This window comes from uncultured Thalassospira sp. (genome assembly GCF_963976115.1).
Taxonomy (GTDB): Bacteria; Pseudomonadota; Alphaproteobacteria; order Rhodospirillales; family Thalassospiraceae; genus Thalassospira.
This window is the reverse complement of sequence record NZ_CAXBJJ010000009.1, coordinates 1-15,119: the sequence shown is the minus strand read 5'-3', so window position 1 is coordinate 15,119 and position 15,119 is coordinate 1. Positions and strand designations below refer to the sequence as shown.

13 protein-coding genes are annotated in these 15,119 nt (G+C 52.5%); 5 read left to right on the top strand and 8 right to left on the bottom strand.

Annotation, left to right across the window (positions count from 1 at the left end):
* The first annotated feature begins 40 nt into the window (after positions 1-40).
* Positions 41-499 carry an Lrp/AsnC family transcriptional regulator gene (locus AAC086_RS12970; protein ID WP_339779137.1) on the top strand — a complete coding sequence of 153 codons (459 nt, stop codon included), beginning with the start codon at positions 41-43 and terminating at the stop codon, positions 497-499.
* A gap of 310 nt (positions 500-809) precedes the next feature.
* Complete coding sequence (locus tag AAC086_RS12965) at positions 810-1,499, top strand: TetR family transcriptional regulator (RefSeq protein ID WP_339779136.1); 690 nt, start codon at positions 810-812, stop codon at positions 1,497-1,499.
* A gap of 160 nt (positions 1,500-1,659) precedes the next feature.
* Here AAC086_RS12965 and AAC086_RS12960 read toward each other — a convergent pair whose 3' ends face one another.
* The 6 genes from AAC086_RS12960 to AAC086_RS12935 all read right to left on the bottom strand — a co-directional run bounded on the left by AAC086_RS12960 (position 1,660) and on the right by AAC086_RS12935 (position 8,860).
* Entirely contained in the window at positions 1,660-2,502 is an 843-nt protein-coding gene (locus AAC086_RS12960) for an ABC transporter permease subunit (protein ID WP_339779135.1), read from the bottom strand.
* Entirely contained in the window at positions 2,499-3,428 is a 930-nt protein-coding gene (locus AAC086_RS12955; protein ID WP_339779134.1) for an ABC transporter permease subunit, read from the bottom strand. Before AAC086_RS12955 ends, AAC086_RS12960 begins: the two co-directional genes overlap by 4 nt.
* Entirely contained in the window at positions 3,425-4,588 is a 1,164-nt protein-coding gene (gene potA, locus AAC086_RS12950; RefSeq protein ID WP_339779133.1) for a polyamine ABC transporter ATP-binding protein, read from the bottom strand. The genes AAC086_RS12955 and potA overlap by 4 nt, the downstream gene beginning before the upstream one ends.
* Positions 4,589-4,898: 310 nt before the next feature.
* Positions 4,899-6,005, bottom strand: a complete 1,107-nt coding sequence (locus AAC086_RS12945; protein ID WP_339779132.1) for a polyamine ABC transporter substrate-binding protein — start codon at positions 6,003-6,005, stop codon at positions 4,899-4,901.
* Between the two features lie 169 nt (positions 6,006-6,174).
* Complete coding sequence (locus AAC086_RS12940) at positions 6,175-7,278, bottom strand: polyamine ABC transporter substrate-binding protein (RefSeq protein ID WP_339779130.1); 1,104 nt, start codon at positions 7,276-7,278, stop codon at positions 6,175-6,177.
* Between the two features lie 232 nt (positions 7,279-7,510).
* Positions 7,511-8,860 (bottom strand): glutamine synthetase family protein, encoded by a 1,350-nt coding sequence (locus AAC086_RS12935; protein ID WP_339779486.1) that lies wholly within the window; start codon positions 8,858-8,860, stop codon positions 7,511-7,513.
* A gap of 275 nt (positions 8,861-9,135) precedes the next feature.
* On the opposite strand from AAC086_RS12935, the gene dgcN reads away from it, so the two are divergent.
* The 3 genes from dgcN to AAC086_RS12920 all read left to right on the top strand — a co-directional run bounded on the left by dgcN (position 9,136) and on the right by AAC086_RS12920 (position 12,618).
* The gene (gene dgcN, locus AAC086_RS12930) at positions 9,136-10,140 is read left to right on the top strand and encodes an N-acetyltransferase DgcN (protein ID WP_339779128.1); all 1,005 of its coding nucleotides are present in this window, start codon (positions 9,136-9,138) and stop codon (positions 10,138-10,140) included.
* A gap of 1 nt (position 10,141) precedes the next feature.
* Positions 10,142-11,128 carry an N-acetyl-D-Glu racemase DgcA gene (gene dgcA / locus AAC086_RS12925; protein WP_339779126.1) on the top strand — a complete coding sequence of 329 codons (987 nt, stop codon included), beginning with the start codon at positions 10,142-10,144 and terminating at the stop codon, positions 11,126-11,128.
* Between the two features lie 350 nt (positions 11,129-11,478).
* Entirely contained in the window at positions 11,479-12,618 is a 1,140-nt protein-coding gene (locus tag AAC086_RS12920; protein WP_339779124.1) for a GGDEF domain-containing protein, read from the top strand.
* Between the two features lie 771 nt (positions 12,619-13,389).
* Here AAC086_RS12920 and AAC086_RS12915 read toward each other — a convergent pair.
* Complete coding sequence (locus AAC086_RS12915) at positions 13,390-13,992, bottom strand: N-acetyltransferase family protein (protein WP_339779123.1); 603 nt, start codon at positions 13,990-13,992, stop codon at positions 13,390-13,392.
* Positions 13,989-14,858 carry an N-formylglutamate amidohydrolase gene (locus AAC086_RS12910; RefSeq protein ID WP_339779122.1) on the bottom strand — a complete coding sequence of 290 codons (870 nt, stop codon included), beginning with the start codon at positions 14,856-14,858 and terminating at the stop codon, positions 13,989-13,991. Before AAC086_RS12910 ends, AAC086_RS12915 begins: the two co-directional genes overlap by 4 nt.
* Positions 14,859-15,119 lie beyond the last annotated feature (261 nt).

Sequence of the window (15,119 nt, the reverse complement as noted above, 5' to 3'; positions counted from 1 at the left end):
ATTATTTTAAGAAACGCCATTATGTCAGGGAAACATTCGAATGGACATTGATGACCGCGACCGGATGATACTTCGTTTGCTGCAACAGGACGGGCGTATCAGCAATGCCGATCTGGCGGAAAAAGTAAATTTGTCGGCCTCGGCCTGTTTGCGTCGTGTGCGCTTGCTTGAGGAAGCCGGTTTTATCGATCGCTACGCGATGCTGCTTAATCCCAAAAGGATCGGCAAGCCTGGCAATGCTTTTGTGAATATTTCCATTGCTCGCCAAACCCGCCAGGCGCTGGAAGATTTTGAACGCGAAATCCAGTCGGTTCCGGAGGTTGTCGAGTGTTATCTTCTGGCCGGGCAAAGTGATTATCTGGTGCATGTGGTTTATAGCAGTACGTCAGATTACGAACGTATCCACAGCGAAGTTTTGACCCAGTTACCCGGTGTTGAACGGGTTCAGACCGTGATTACCCTGCGCGAAGTGAAACGTACCACAGAACTGCCTGTGTGAAAACAATCCGGGGATGGTCCGAGTCTCTGGCTGGTCATTCGAAAAAGTAATTTGTTGGTTTGCACCGAAAATTTGACAAGCAGTGACCGATAGTCATTTTCTGTCGCGCAAATAAGCATATAGAATCATACGACTGTCTGTATCCATTCTGAAAAGAGGCACACTGTTTTGACATTGCTGACCGCATGGCGGTATTGCGCATCGGGCATTTGTTTGATGGAAAATGCGGTACTTGCGGGAACGGTTGTTTGACTCTGTACTTCTTTGCGGGCAATAATTCGCCGGGGAGAAGATCGGGGAAGAATAACGTATGGAAAACGAATGCCTCGTTCGTGCGCGCAGTCATGAACAAAAACTGCGCCGCAGGAACGATATAATAGACGCCGCCGAGGCGCTTTTTCTGGAAGGTGAGGGGCAACTGCCGTCTGCGGCGGAAGTTGCAAAAAAGGCCAACCTGGCCAAAGGCACATTATACCTTTATTTTTCCAGCAAAGAGTCCTTGTTTTTGGAAGTTCTTCGTCGCTTTTTCAAGGGATGGAGCGAGAACAATCTGGATGTTATCGAGCAGGAAGCCCTTCGAGCTCCTGCCGAGCGTGATCCGTTGCGCGTTGCACGCCAGTTTGTTGACTATTTGGTTAAAAGATCGCGGTTTTTATATCTGGCTTCGTTATCGCATGGTGTGCTGGAACAAGGGGCCGATGATGAAAGCGTTTTGATTCACAAACGGTATGTGGCCGCAATGGTCAAACGTACAGCAGATGCGCTTTCGGAAATTTATGCGATTACCGAACAACAAGCTCGAAATCTTATGGCGAATTCCTTTGCCCTGATACTGGGGCTTTGGCAAATGTCGCAGGTGCCTGACAGGGTGGTGGTGCTCATGCGCCAAAACGCCCTTGAAGATATGATCATTGATTTTGCCCAGTCTGCCGAAACCGCCATTATTGAGTTTTGGCGTGCTGAAATTACGGTGATGAAACAAGTCATTGTGACAGCATAAGCGATACGCCCTGCTTTATCGGCATTGCGTACCTGCATTTAAAAAGGATGGTGCCTTTAACGGGAACCATCCTTTTTTGCTGCTTTAGCGGTTATGGTGATCGACAAATGAAAACAGCCCCGCTCACAAACGGGGCTGTTCACGACCTGCCGTTAAAAAATCAGATAGAAATATCGGGATTGTCCTGTAGCTGTCGGCTGCGTTGCCGTTCTGATCGCATTACAAGGATGCTGGCAACAATGATCAGGATGGAAATGGCAACAATGATCAAGGTGGCCAGCGCGTTGATTTCGGGTGAAACCCCCAGCCTGACCGATGAAAACACTTTCATGGGCAGGGTGGTGGAGCCAGGACCGGCAACGAAACTGGAAATCACCAGATCATCAAGCGACAGGGTGAAGGACAAAAGCCAGCCTGCCATCAGGGCCGGTAAAATCATTGGCAGCGTGATCAGGAAGAAAATCTTGGTTGGTTTTGCCCCCAGATCCATCGCCGCTTCCTCGATCGAGCTGTCCATACCGGCAAGGCGGGATTGGACAACAACGGCAACATAGGCAGCACAGAATGTTGTATGGGCAATGACGATGGTGGTCATGCCGCGCCCTTCTGGCCAGCCGATAAGCTGTTCCATGGTAACAAATAGCAACAGCAACGAAAGACCGGTAATGACATCGGGCATCACCAGTGGGGCTGCCACCATGCCCGAAAACATCGTACGGGTCCGAAAACGGCCGAAACGCGACATGACCAGCCCGGCCGGGGTGCCAATGGCAAGTGCAAGGGTTGCCGCCATGACACCAATGCGCAGACTGTTCCAGGCGGCATCAATCATGCCGTCATCGTTAAACAGTTCAACATACCATTTCGTCGAAAACCCGGCCCAAACCGTTACCAGTTTACCTTCGTTGAACGAATAAATGATTACGAGCATGATCGGCACATAAAGGAATGCAAAGCCGAAACACAGCGTCGAGGTTAAAAAGATCGATCGTTTTCCGCTCATTTCCCGGCCTCCTCGGATTTGCCCTGGATATGCTGGAAATACATGATCGGAACGACCAGAAAAATCAGCATGGCGATGGCGACGGACGATGCAATCGGCCAATCCCGGTTAGAGAAAAATTCGTTCCACAGTGTGCGCCCGATCATCAGTGTATTGGGGCCACCCAGCAGTTCCGGGATCACAAATTCGCCCACGGCGGGAATAAAGACCAGCAAAGACCCCGCCAGAACGCCCGGCATTGAAAGCGGAAGCGTGACTTTTAAAAATGCTTTCCACGGCTTGCAGCCAAGGTCGAGGGCGGCCTCAAGCAGGCTGACATCCATTTTTTCCAGCGTTGAATAAAGCGGCAGGATCATGAAGGGCAGATATGTATAAACAATGCCGATATAAACCGCGAATTCAGTCTGACGCATGATCAAGGGTTCGGAAATGATATGCATGCCCATCAGGGCGGCGTTGATCAGTCCTTCGCGGTCCAGAATGCCGATCCAGGCATAAACGCGGATCAGGAAACTGGTCCAGAACGGCAAGATCACCAGCATCAGCAAAAGGTTGCGCGTTGATCCCTTGGCCCGGGCAATGCCATAGGCCATCGGATAGCCGATCAGCAGCGTGATGACCGTTGAAATGGCGGCAATGCGGATTGAATTGAGATATGCGGTGATATAAAGGCTGTCGGACAGCAAAAACAGGTAATTGCCAAAATTAATGGCAATATTAACCCCGTCATCAACCCACTGAAACAGGGGGGTATAGGGGGGCAGGGCATATTGGGCGGTGGCGAAACTGATTTTTAAAACAATCAGGAACGGTACCAGGAAAAACAGGAACAGCCACAAATAGGGTAAGCCAATAACAAGAACCCGCCCATGCCGGATCATCCAGCGGTCAAAACGTTGTTTAAGGGTTGGTTTTATCTCGCTCATTGGTTCAGCACCGAGGCGGACCCCGTCTCCCAGGTTACCCACACCTGATCTTCCCACGTATAGCGCGGTTCGTTGTGGCGGTGGGTGTTGGGTTCGCTGACCTTGATGCGCATGCCGCTTTCAAGGCGCACGTGATAGGTTGAGAGACCGCCGAGATAGCCGATTTCCTCGACTTTGCCGATAAAGCAGTTATGGCCGCTATCGTTTGGTTTTTCGGAACAAAGACGCAGGCGTTCCGGGCGCAGGGCAACCCACAGGGTTGTGCCTTCATGGCCCTGAACGGCATGGTCGATATAAATATCGCCGCCCATATCGTCAGACCGGATGATAGCGTATTTTTCATCATCATCAACCAGGGTTCCTTCAACCAGATTGACCTGGCCCAGGAAATTGGCAGTAAAGCGCGAGTTGGGATATTCATAAAGCTCAAACGGGGTGCCGGTTTGTTTGATCACGCCTTCATTCATGACGGAAATGCGCGATGCCATTGTCATGGCTTCTTCCTGGTCATGGGTAACCATGACAAATGTGGTGCCAAGTTTTTCCTGGATATTGACCAGTTCAAACTGGGTCTGTTCGCGCAGTTTTTTATCAAGCGCCCCTAACGGTTCGTCAAGTAAAAGCACTTTGGGTTGTTTGACAAGCGAGCGGGCCAGGGCCACGCGCTGACGTTGCCCCCCCGAAAGCTGATCGGGTTTGCGTTTGGCAAATTTGCTCATCTGGACCAGTGCCAGCATGTCGGCCACACGGTCTTTTATTTCAGATTTTGAATAACCATCCTGATGCAGGCCGAAGGCAACATTGGTTTCAACACTCATATGCGGGAACAGGGCATAGGATTGAAACATCATGTTGGTGGGCCGTTCATAGGGGGGCACACCGGCCATATCGACGCCATCAATGAAAATCTTGCCTTCGGTCGGCTCTTCAAACCCGGCCAGCATCCGCAGCAAGGTGGTTTTTCCGCACCCTGATCCGCCCAAAAGGGCGAACAGTTCATGGCGATAAATATCGAGCGATACATCGTCGACAGCGTAAAAATCGCCAAATTTTTTGGTTACTTTTTCAAACCGGATAAACGGAACCGCATCCGGATCGTTCCACGGTTGGCTTGTCTGCACGCATTCGCGCGCCTCTTGCTGATTGGCCCCCTGCGACACCAGGATTCTCCCGTCTGATGTTGTTAAACTATTTGTATTTTTCTGCTTAACAGGATGAAGCAATTCCGCAATCTGTAAAGAGAAGTGTGCGATATTTCGAACGTTCGGATGTTGATTTTGCCTGAAATGCGCGGAAAATGGGCGGTGATGTTCAGTAATTGAGCATTTTTTGCTTCACGTATGCGCGTCTTGCCGTCTGCGTAATTGCGATCGGGCGTGGTTTCTTCGCAGTGCGTTATGCGAGTCATAAATGAAACAAGGCGCGGAGATACCGCGCCTTGTTTATATCAGTTTTTTATTGAAGACGTGTCTATTGGCCGGTTTTCAATTTGGTCCACAAACGGGTGCGTTCGCGCAGCAGTTTGGGGCCAGGTTCGACTTTGGCGCGCAGCTTTGCCTTGACCTCGTCGGACGGGTAAATGCCCGGATTGTTTTTAATTTCGGCATCAACATATTGCATCGCTGCCAGGTTCGGGCCTGCATAGGTGACATAGTTGGTGATCGAGGCACTCACCTTGGCATCGAGCACGTAATTGATGAATTTGTGCGCGAGATCGGGGTGCGGTGCATCGGCAGGGATCAGCATGGTATCAAACCAGATCAACGTGCCTTCTTTCGGGATCACATATTTGATGTGAATATTGTCCCCGGCCTCTTCTGCGCGGTCACGCGCGATAAACACGTCGCCCGAAAAACCGACAGAGACACAGACGTTGCCGTTGGCAAGGTCGTTGATATATTGCGAGCTGTTAAAGTAGGTGATAAAGGGGCGGATCTTTTCAAGCTGCGTCATTGCGGCCTGAATGGTTTCCTTGCTTTGCGGTTTGTCACCATTGCCGAGATAGAAATTGACCGGATCAACCATTTCGCCCGGATCGTCGAGCAGGGTCAGACCGCATTTTGACAGCGGTTCGGCATATTTCGGGTCGAAAATCAGCGCCCAGCTATCGGTCGGGGCATCGTCGCCCAGAATCTCCTTAACCTTGTCAACGTTATAACCATAGCCGTTTGTGCCCCACATATAGGGGACGGCATAGGCGTTGTCAGGGTCGTATTTGGCGGTCTGTTTTAAAATCGCCGGGTCAAGATTGCCATAGTTCGGCAATTTCGATTTGTCGAGTTTCTGGAAAATTTTAGCCTGGATCAGGCGTTGGGCGTCGGCAAGGGTCGGCACAACGATATCATAGCCGGAATGACCTGCCAGCAATTTGGCTTCGACAACCTGGTTGCTGTCATAGACGTCGTAATTGACCTTAACGCCATATTCTTTTTCAAAATTGGCAATCGTATCTTCGGCGATATAGTCCGACCAGTTATAGATATTCAAGACATCTTCGGCCGATGCCATGGTCGCATGGGTCGAAACCGCCGCAACCAGAACAATCAGGCTGGTGGCGCATTTTTTTAGTGACGACATGTCGCTGTGCCTCCCTTATTGGCATCATTGAGACAGGCCAACGGGGGATGTTGCCCCCGCAAGCTCCTGTCTATCCTTTAAACCGTTCAGGGATTTGTCAAACACAAGATATCGTCATCACAACAATTTTGTGCTTTTGGCAAATCCCCCAAAGCCGCTGATGGCTGACCTATTGGCCGGTTTTCAGTTTCGTCCACAGACGGGTCCGGGTCCGCAAAACCTTTTGCCCCGGTTCAACCTTGGCATACAGGCGTTGTTTGACGTCGTCTGACGGGTAAACGGCAGGGTTATTTTTAATCCGGTCTTCAATATAGTCCATCGCCGCCAGATTCGGTCCGGCATATTCAACGTAATTCGTGATCGCAGCACTGACATCGCCGCGCAGAATATAGTTGATGAATTTCAAGGCCAGATCGGGATGCGGGGCATCCGCCGGGATCATCATGGTATCAAACCAGATCAAAGTGCCTTCCTTGGGGATGACATATTTGATTTCGTTCCCGTTCCCGGCTTCGGCTGCGCGAGATGCGGCCATATACACATCACCCGACCAGCCAATGGCGGCACAAATATTGCCGTTGGCCAGATCGTTGATATATTGCGAGCTGTGAAAATAGGTGATGTAGGGGCGGATTTTTTCCAGCTGCGCCATCGCCGCTTCGACGATTTCGGTGCTTTGCGGCTTGTCGGCTGTTCCCAGATAGGCACTGACCAGCGGGACAATTTCGCTGGGATCGTCCAGCATGGTCAAGCCGCATTTGCCAACAGCCTGCGCATATTCGGGATCAAAAATCAGCGACCAGCTGTCTACCGGCGCGTCATCACCCAGCACTTCTTTTATTTTGGCCACGTTATAGCCAATGCCGTTCGTGCCCCAGAGATAGGGCACAGCATAGGCATTGTCCGGGTCATATTTGGCGGTCTGTTTTAAAATGGCAGGGTCAAGATTGCCGTAATTGGATAATTTTGACTTGTCGAGTTTTAAAAACAGTCCTGCCTTGATCAGGCGTTCGGCGTCGGCCAGCGTCGGCACCACCAGGTCATAACCGGAATTGCCAGCCAGCAACTTGGCTTCGACCATCTGGGTACTGTCATAGACATCGTAATTTACCTTGACGCCAAATTCCTTTTCAAAATTGGCGACGGTATCTTCGGCAATATAATCCGACCAGTTGTAAATATTTAAAACTTCTTGTGCAGATGCGCTATGGGCAAGACCCATAAGGCCCATCGCAATTGCAATCAGGCTGACAGATTTTTTATTTGGTTTCATTTTGCGGTGCCTCCCTTGTGGCAACGTCATTAATCATGGGGGCCTCCCTGTTCCGCCCATGCCTGACGCAATCCTGTTACGATTCGGGCCTTTGTCAAACACTTGAATTTGTGTTTCATCGTATTTCGAATTTTATGCCGGTATTGTGCTGATGAATGAAAAATCATTGCGCCGAAACGGGTGTTCCGGCGCAATGATTGCTTAAAACAAAGCGTGTCTAAAACCGTCAAGATCAGACATTAAGCAGAAGATGTTCGCGTTCCCATGCGCTGATAACGGTCTGATAGGCATCCCATTCGGCTTCTTTAACCGCGAGAACGGCTGCGGAAAACTCGTCACCCAACAGTTCTTTCAACGGGCGGGACCGGCTGAATTTTGCCAGGGCTTCGTGGATATGGCGGGGCAGGGAATGCGCCCGGTCATAGCCCGATCCTTCAATAGGTGTTGTTGGATCGATTTCTTCCTGAATACCCAAAAGACCGCAGGCAAGCGATGCGGCAATGGCCAGATAGGGGTTGGCATCGGCACCGGGAATGCGGTTTTCAATCCGGCGTGCGCTGGGTGGGCCGTTGGGCTGGCGCAGGCCAACAGTACGGTTATCAAGCGCCCAGTGCATGTTGATTGGCGCATCCGACCACGGTTGCAAACGGCGATAGCTGTTCATGTTGGGGGCCAGTAACGGCATTGCCGCAGGCAGATAGCGCTGTAGACCACCAATATAGTTCAGGAACAGTTTCGAATTTTGGCCGTCGTCATCGGAAAACAGGTTTTTACCGGTGTCGATATCGATCAGGCTTTGATGAATATGCATGGCACTGCCCGGCAAATTCCCCATCGGTTTGGCCATAAAGGTGCCATAGACGCCGTGTTTCAAGGCCGTTTCGCGGAGCGTTCGTTTGAACAAAAAGGACTGATCGGCAAGTTCAAGTGGCGCGCCGTGGTTAAAGTTCATTTCCAGCTGGGCCGGGCCCGATTCGTGGCTCATGGTATCGGCGTCGATATTCATGGCCTCGCAATAATCGTAAAGATCCTCGATCAGCGGGTCGAATTCGTTAATCGCATCAATGCCAAAGGCGTTTGATGCCCGTTCCGGACGGCCGGAACGCCCGACAGGCGGTTCCAGCGGGTTGTCGGGATCGGTGTTTTTGGCAACCAGATAAAATTCAAGTTCCGGTGCAATGATCGGGCGCATGCCCAGGTTTTCAAACTGTTTGAGAACCCGTTTAAGAACATTGCGTGGCGAAATTGACACTTCCTCGCCAGAGAAATGGTAACAATCGCAAATGATCTGGGCGGTTGGTTCTTCGTACCAGGGAACAACGCGGATGGTTTCGGCATCGGGGACCATCACCACGTCTTTTTCGGCCGGGTCTAAAAAGGCATCGGTTTCCTCGGGGTATCCCCCGGTGACCGTCAGGCAGAAAATTGCCTCGGGAATCGCGAGGCTTTTGTTTTCGACTCCGCGCAAAAACTTTTGTGTTGGCAAAACCTTGCCGCGTGCCACCCCTGACATGTCAGGCACAATGCATTCGACTTCTTCAATTTTTCGTTCGGATAGCCACGTTTTGAGATCCGTACTCATCATAAGTCGGGCGCTTTCACGCCAGTCCTTCATAATTGCAGTTTATTGCTTTTTTACCGGTTTTTACCGGCGTCCTTTACAACAAACTGTGTTTAAGTTGGCAAATTGTCGAATAAATTTCGGTTTTTTGTCTGTTTTCCCGAATTCACTGCGAACATCTAACGGTATAGCCGAATATGACCCAAGAGTAAATCTGGCAGGATACGTCCTATTCGCGCTATAGTCGCTTTCAGATTATAAGTTCAGCGTTTGGACGCTGGTCAAGGAGGTAAAGAATGAAAATCGAACATCCCTATCTAATGTTTCTTGGCGATGCCCCGGATGAACTGGCTGCGAAGACCGCCATTGGCATCAAACAATGGCGCCCGCAATGGTGCAAGGGCCAATTGCGTTTGGAAAACTGCCATGCCGATCTTGGCCTGCCAGATATGACCATTGCCGAAGCCCGCGAAGCCGGTGTGAAAACACTGGTTCTGGGTGTTGCCAACCGTGGCGGCATCATCGGACCGGCATGGATGGAAACGCTGCTGGCAGCGATTGATGCCGGTATGGACATTGCCAATGGGTTGCACACCAAGCTGACCACGATCCCCGAACTGGTCGACGCCGCAGCCGCCAAGGGCGTTTCACTGTTTGACGTGCGCCATTTCGACGGCAAACTGCCGATTGGCAATGGTGAAAAACGCAGCGGCAAGCGGGTTCTGGCTGTTGGTACGGATTGTTCGGTCGGCAAAATGTACACCGCCCTGGCCATTGAAGAAGAAATGAAAAAGCGCGGTATTAAATCGACCTTCCGTGCTACCGGCCAGACCGGCATTTTTATTGCGGGCGAAGGTATTTCGGTTGATGCCGTGATTTCCGATTTTATTTCCGGCGCGGTTGAAACCATTGCCCCGGCCAACGACGCGGACCATTGGGACGTTGTTGAAGGGCAGGGCAGCTTGTTCCATGCCTCGTTTGCGGGGGTGTCGATGGGCCTTTTGCATGGCGCACAGGCCGATGCAATTGTGGTTTGCCACGAGCCGACTCGTACCCATATGCGTGGTTTGCCCGGCTATTCCCTGCCGGACCTGAAAACCACGATGGACGTCAATCTGATGCATGCGCGTCTGACCAACCCCAATTGTGTTGTGGCCGGTTTTGCCATTAACACCAAGGCACTGGACGCGGATGCTGCCAAAAAGATGATGGCAGATATTTCGGCTGAATTTGGCTTGCCCTGTGTTGATCCGGTGCGGGACGGCGTTGCGCCGATTGTTGACCAGTTGCAGGAGATCTGATGTGCCGAAATTAAGCGTCACATCCGAAGTTTGGCCATTGCGAACAGCCTTTAAAATTTCGCGCGGGGCAAAAACCCAGGCGGAAGTTGTGGTTGTTACGCTTGGCGACGGCGAGTTTAGCGGGCGCGGGGAATGTGTTCCCTATGCCCGCTACGGCGAATCAATTGATCAGGTGATTGCCGATATTAATGCCCAGGCCGATGCGCTGGACCGCGGGATGACCCGTGCGCAATTGCAAGATGCGATGAAGCCCGGGGCGGCCCGCAACGCCGTTGACTGCGCCTATTGGGACCTGGAGGCCAAACGTTTCGGCCGCCGGGTCTGGGATTTGCCGGGTCTTGAAACCCCGGCCCCTGAAGGGTTGGTCACGGCGGAAACGCTTAGCCTCGATACGCCCGATGCCATGCGTGAAGCTGCGAAAAAGGCCGCGTCTGCCCCGCTTTTGAAATTAAAGCTGAACGGGGAAAACGTGCTGGAATCGGTGCGGGCCGTGCGCGAAGGAGCGCCCGTAGCGCGGTTGATTGTCGATGCCAACGAGGCATGGTCGATCGAACTTTTGCGCGATATCGGAGCCGAGCTTGATGCGCTGGGTGTTGAAATGATCGAGCAGCCCTTGCCAGCTGGCAGTGATGACGGGCTGGCTGATATTGATTGCCCGGTTTTGCTGTGTGCCGATGAGTCGGTTCATACCGTGGCCGATATTCCGCGTCTGGCCCGGCTTTATGACATGATCAATATCAAGATCGATAAAACCGGTGGCTTGACCGGCGCGATTGAACTTGCAGATGCGGCCCTTGAGGCCGGAATGCAATTGATGGTGGGCTGCATGGTGGGAACGTCGCTTGCGATGGCGCCTGCCATGGTTGTGGCCGCCCGGGCGCGCATTGTTGATCTTGACGGTCCGCTTTGGATGGCAAAAGACCGCGAGAATGGCATAGAGTTCACAAAAGGCGTTATGGCTTTACCCGATGTAAGACTTTGGGGATAATCTGACAGTTGTAACGCAGGTTTTTTGTCATTCAGTATGATGAATATAAGGGGCAGTTGTGCAGCTGCCCCTTTTCTTTTTTTGTGTTAGCCATCAAATATTGCGTGTGGCGTCCATTTTATGTTCAGAATAATTCATGAAATTTGGCGCTAATTTAGTTTTGTTGCGCATTTACTGCTCTTTTGGATAGTTGTTATTTCGCGCTTATAAGGTGAGGATGGCCTCGAATTTCCGGGACGTTCGGTGCTCCTGGTCAAAACAGGTGACGGAGCCCCTTGGTGCCAGCCTCGAAATCTCCTTTAGCGTCCTCCCTTCAGGGCAGATTGCGATGTGATTGTCGCGATCTTGTTGTGCCGTTTTTTCACAATGATGCTTTGCGCCTGCGCCGTTCCGAAATTTTACGCCATACCGGGCGTCTGGCGGCGGGGTTTGTCTTGTTATTCCTGTTTTGTGCGCCGTTTTGGGATGGTACCTATGACACCCTGTTTTCGGCAAGCGCGCCGAATGTGTCACGGCTGGTTGTTGTGCTGGTGGCGTTTTGGGTGGTGTTTGACGGGCGTTTGGGCGCGCGGTTGCGGCGCAAGCTGCCCTTGCTGCCCTTCGCTTTGCTTATGCTTGCGGCGGCGGCATTGCTGGCGCTGTCGCTGATGGATCCTGCTGCGTCGGCCGCATCGGTGATGACCCATGCGCTTTTGTTGCTGGCAATTGGTATGCTGCTTGCCGCGATGCCATTATCCGTGATCGAGGTTTGCGCTTTTTTGGCAATCCCCGCCGCACTTGATCTGTCGGGTTTGCTGCCCGATACGGCAGGGGCGGTTGATGTCGGTGTTATGTCGATCAGGGTGCTTTTTCTGGTTATGACCCTGACCGCCGGTCTTTCCGCCCTGTTGCAGTTACACCGTACCATTATCAATATTCAGCAGATCGCGCAGGACCCGCTGACCGGGGCTTATAGCCGGGGTTTTGGCAGTGAAATGTTGTTTTTGGGGTTCGAGGGCGCCCGGCGAAATTGCCGCCCGTTTTCGGTTGCCTTTGTTGATCTCGATAATTTCAAGCAGGTGAACGACCAGTTTGGCCATGACCGTGGCGATCGCATCCTTGCCAATAGCGGCGAAAACCTGATTGCCGGTTTGCGCCGGGGTGACGTTGTGGTGCGTTGGGGCGGGGAAGAGTTTTTGGTGCTGCTGCCTGGTTTAAATGTGGCACAGGCCCGCGAGGTGATGCGGCGTGTGGTTGAAGTCGGCCTGGCCGAGCTACCGGATGGCGGCAGGCAGCACTGCAGTGTGGGTATTGCCGAGCGGATTGAGGACAAAATAGAAGAGCCTCACTCGCTGGTCGATCTGGCCGACCAGCGTATGTATGAAATCAAAAAGGATCACGCAACAGATGGCATGGGGGCATCTCGTGCCGGGCCACAATCCGCCGAACCGGAAAGCGATGCACCCGGTGCGACGATTATTTTGCATCCGGCATGTGATGCATCGGTGTAAGCAGGTCTGATTACCTGTTGATGTGCCCAATGGTGCTTGCGGTAAAGTGCATTTGCGCAGAAATCATCATGGCCTGATGATTTTGTTTGGTGCGGCGCGGCATAATATCGAATTACGGTGATCAAACCGCTCAACCAGCCCCTTATTTTCATATTTTCGTGTTTATCCGTGACGCTATCACGGAAGGGGCACTGTTCAGACCAGTGTTGTGGCTGGTTACACGACAATGGGTGTCGACCATATTGCGGGCCGTAGAGATTCGATTGGCTATTGCGACTCAGATTTCCCTTAATTTTCGTTTTTTGATACGAAAAACGGCAAAACTGAAAATATGGTCGGAATTTACCATCCGATTCGGCAGCGATTCTGTCGTAATTTTGCACGCGCTTTGGGTTTGGCTGCTGCATTTGAGGGCAGTATCGGATCGAAAAAGCGTCAGTCTCGTGAATTTTTGATCAAAAAAACAGCACAAAATTTAATGGTAAAAAAATAGACAGAAAAATGTTGCACAGCAGCGCCGATCTGGTTATTCTCTATTTGTGCGCTGCGGTAGGACGCAGTGCATTCCGGCGAGCGACTAGTTCGCTCGTTTCTTGGACGTTTCCTCCCTAGACTTGGGCCGCTGTCATAGGCGGCCTTTTTTTTGTCTGGAATCTGGGGTTTTTAGCGATATTAGACGCGCTTTTGGCAAATTAATTGCTCGGAGGTGCTCCAGATAAAATCCTGATTTCTCTTTGTGCGCTGCGGTGTAAATGCTGGCGAAAGAACGGGTTATGATTGTTGGGGGGCTGGCTTTGCCGGGACCTCCATGCGCGGATCGGCATCGGGAATGGTGCCGTCGCCGTCGCCAAGACCGCGCTGCATGATGACGCTATCGACCCAGCGGCCCAGTTTATAGCCTGCCGACTGCAACGTTCCCGCCACACGAAAGCCAAGCCGGGCATGCAGGCCGATAGAGGCAACATTTGCGGAATCGCCAATAATGGCGACCATCTGGCGGTATTGCAGGGCCGTGCAGCGCGTGATCAGTTCTGACAGCAGGGCGCGCCCGGCACCTTTGCCGACAATTTCCGGGGCAATATAGATGGTATCTTCGATAGTGAAGCGATAGGCGGGGCGGGGGCGATAGGCCCCGGCATAGGCGAAGCCTTCGACATTGCCGTCAATTTCAGCGACCAGATAGGGCAGGCCGCGTTCGCGCACATGTTGCCAGCGGGCTGTCAGTTCGGCAATTTCAGGGGCGCGTTCTTCGAACGAGGCAAGGCCATGCAGCACATGGTGGCCGTAAATTTCGGTGATGCGGGCAAAATCATCGGGCCGGGCATCCCGGATCAGCAGATTGCCGAGTTTATGATCGGTGGTGGCGGCAGTCATTCCAGGGGGCTCCCGTCGAACTGGTGAAAGGTTTCGATAAGGCGGCTCATCTGATCGCGCAAAAGCGTGAAACCGCGATGGGGTGTCAGGGTTTCTTCTTCCATATACAGGGCGCGGTTAATTTCGATTTGCAGGGTGTGGACGTGCTGGTCGGGTTGGCCATAGTGGCGGGTGCAGTAACCGCCCGCGTAGGGGTCATTATAGGCCGGGCGATAGCCCATGTCGCGAAAACATTCGTCAACAAAACGGGTTAATGCCGGATGGCAGGACCGGCCATAACAATCGCCCAGGACCAGATCCACGCGGGACTGGGCGGAATCCATCGAGTCACCCGGCATCGAATGGCAATCGATCAGGATGCAATAGCCAAACTGATCCCGGGTGGTGTCGATCAGCTTTTGCAGGGCTGCGTGATAGGGGGTGTAATAGGTATTGATGCGGTGCAGGGCATCGGCGATCGGCAGGCGGGTTTTGTAAATTTCCACCCCGCCGCTGACAACACGCGGGATTGATCCCAGCCCGGAAAGGGCGCGCATGGAATGAATGTCGGCATTGTCGGGCAACGGGCCATCAAACATGCGCGGGTCCAGTTCCAACGCACCGCGATTAACATCGACATAGGCGCGGGGGAAATTCGCGCACAGAAGCGGGGCGCCGTTTTGCGGGGCGGCAGCAAACAGCCGGTCGACAAAGGCATCTTCGGAGGCGCGCAGGGCAAAGGCATCGATTCGGGCCTGCGACACCAGATCATCGGGATAAGCCCGGCCAGAATGCGGCGAGGCAAAGACCACAGGAAGGGTCTGGCATTGCGGCAGAAAAACAGTCGCCGGGGTGCTGGTGCTTTGTTCAGGTGGCATCAGGTTCATGTGGCTTTCGTCGCGCAGGCTGTCAGGGGCACCAACATGGTGCAAATCGGGCGAGGCATTCTCTTATCATGAAGATTTTTTTGCAAAAAGCCAAATGGGGGGTTGCACCTTTGCAAGCCTTGGGCTAAATACCGCTGCGCCGCAGGAAACAACGCCGGAGCATTTCGGCAAGTAACCATATTGCGGCAAACGGAAGATGGCAAGATGGGCCTATAGCTCAGTTGGTTAGAGCGTTCGCTTGACATGCGAGAGGTCACAAGT

Coding starts and splice junctions, on each gene's coding strand:
- AAC086_RS12940 (WP_339779130.1), bottom strand. CDS start 7,278: ATGAAACCAAATAAAAAATCTGTCAGCCTGATTGCAATTGCGATGGGC.
- AAC086_RS12945 (WP_339779132.1), bottom strand. CDS start 6,005: ATGTCGTCACTAAAAAAATGCGCCACCAGCCTGATTGTTCTGGTTGCG.
- dgcN (WP_339779128.1), top strand. CDS start 9,136: ATGAAAATCGAACATCCCTATCTAATGTTTCTTGGCGATGCCCCGGAT.
- AAC086_RS12915 (WP_339779123.1), bottom strand. CDS start 13,992: ATGACTGCCGCCACCACCGATCATAAACTCGGCAATCTGCTGATCCGG.
- AAC086_RS12960 (WP_339779135.1), bottom strand. CDS start 2,502: ATGAGCGGAAAACGATCGATCTTTTTAACCTCGACGCTGTGTTTCGGC.
- AAC086_RS12955 (WP_339779134.1), bottom strand. CDS start 3,428: ATGAGCGAGATAAAACCAACCCTTAAACAACGTTTTGACCGCTGGATG.
- AAC086_RS12910 (WP_339779122.1), bottom strand. CDS start 14,858: ATGAACCTGATGCCACCTGAACAAAGCACCAGCACCCCGGCGACTGTT.
- AAC086_RS12935 (WP_339779486.1), bottom strand. CDS start 8,860: ATGAGTACGGATCTCAAAACGTGGCTATCCGAACGAAAAATTGAAGAA.
- AAC086_RS12970 (WP_339779137.1), top strand. CDS start 41: ATGGACATTGATGACCGCGACCGGATGATACTTCGTTTGCTGCAACAG.
- AAC086_RS12965 (WP_339779136.1), top strand. CDS start 810: ATGGAAAACGAATGCCTCGTTCGTGCGCGCAGTCATGAACAAAAACTG.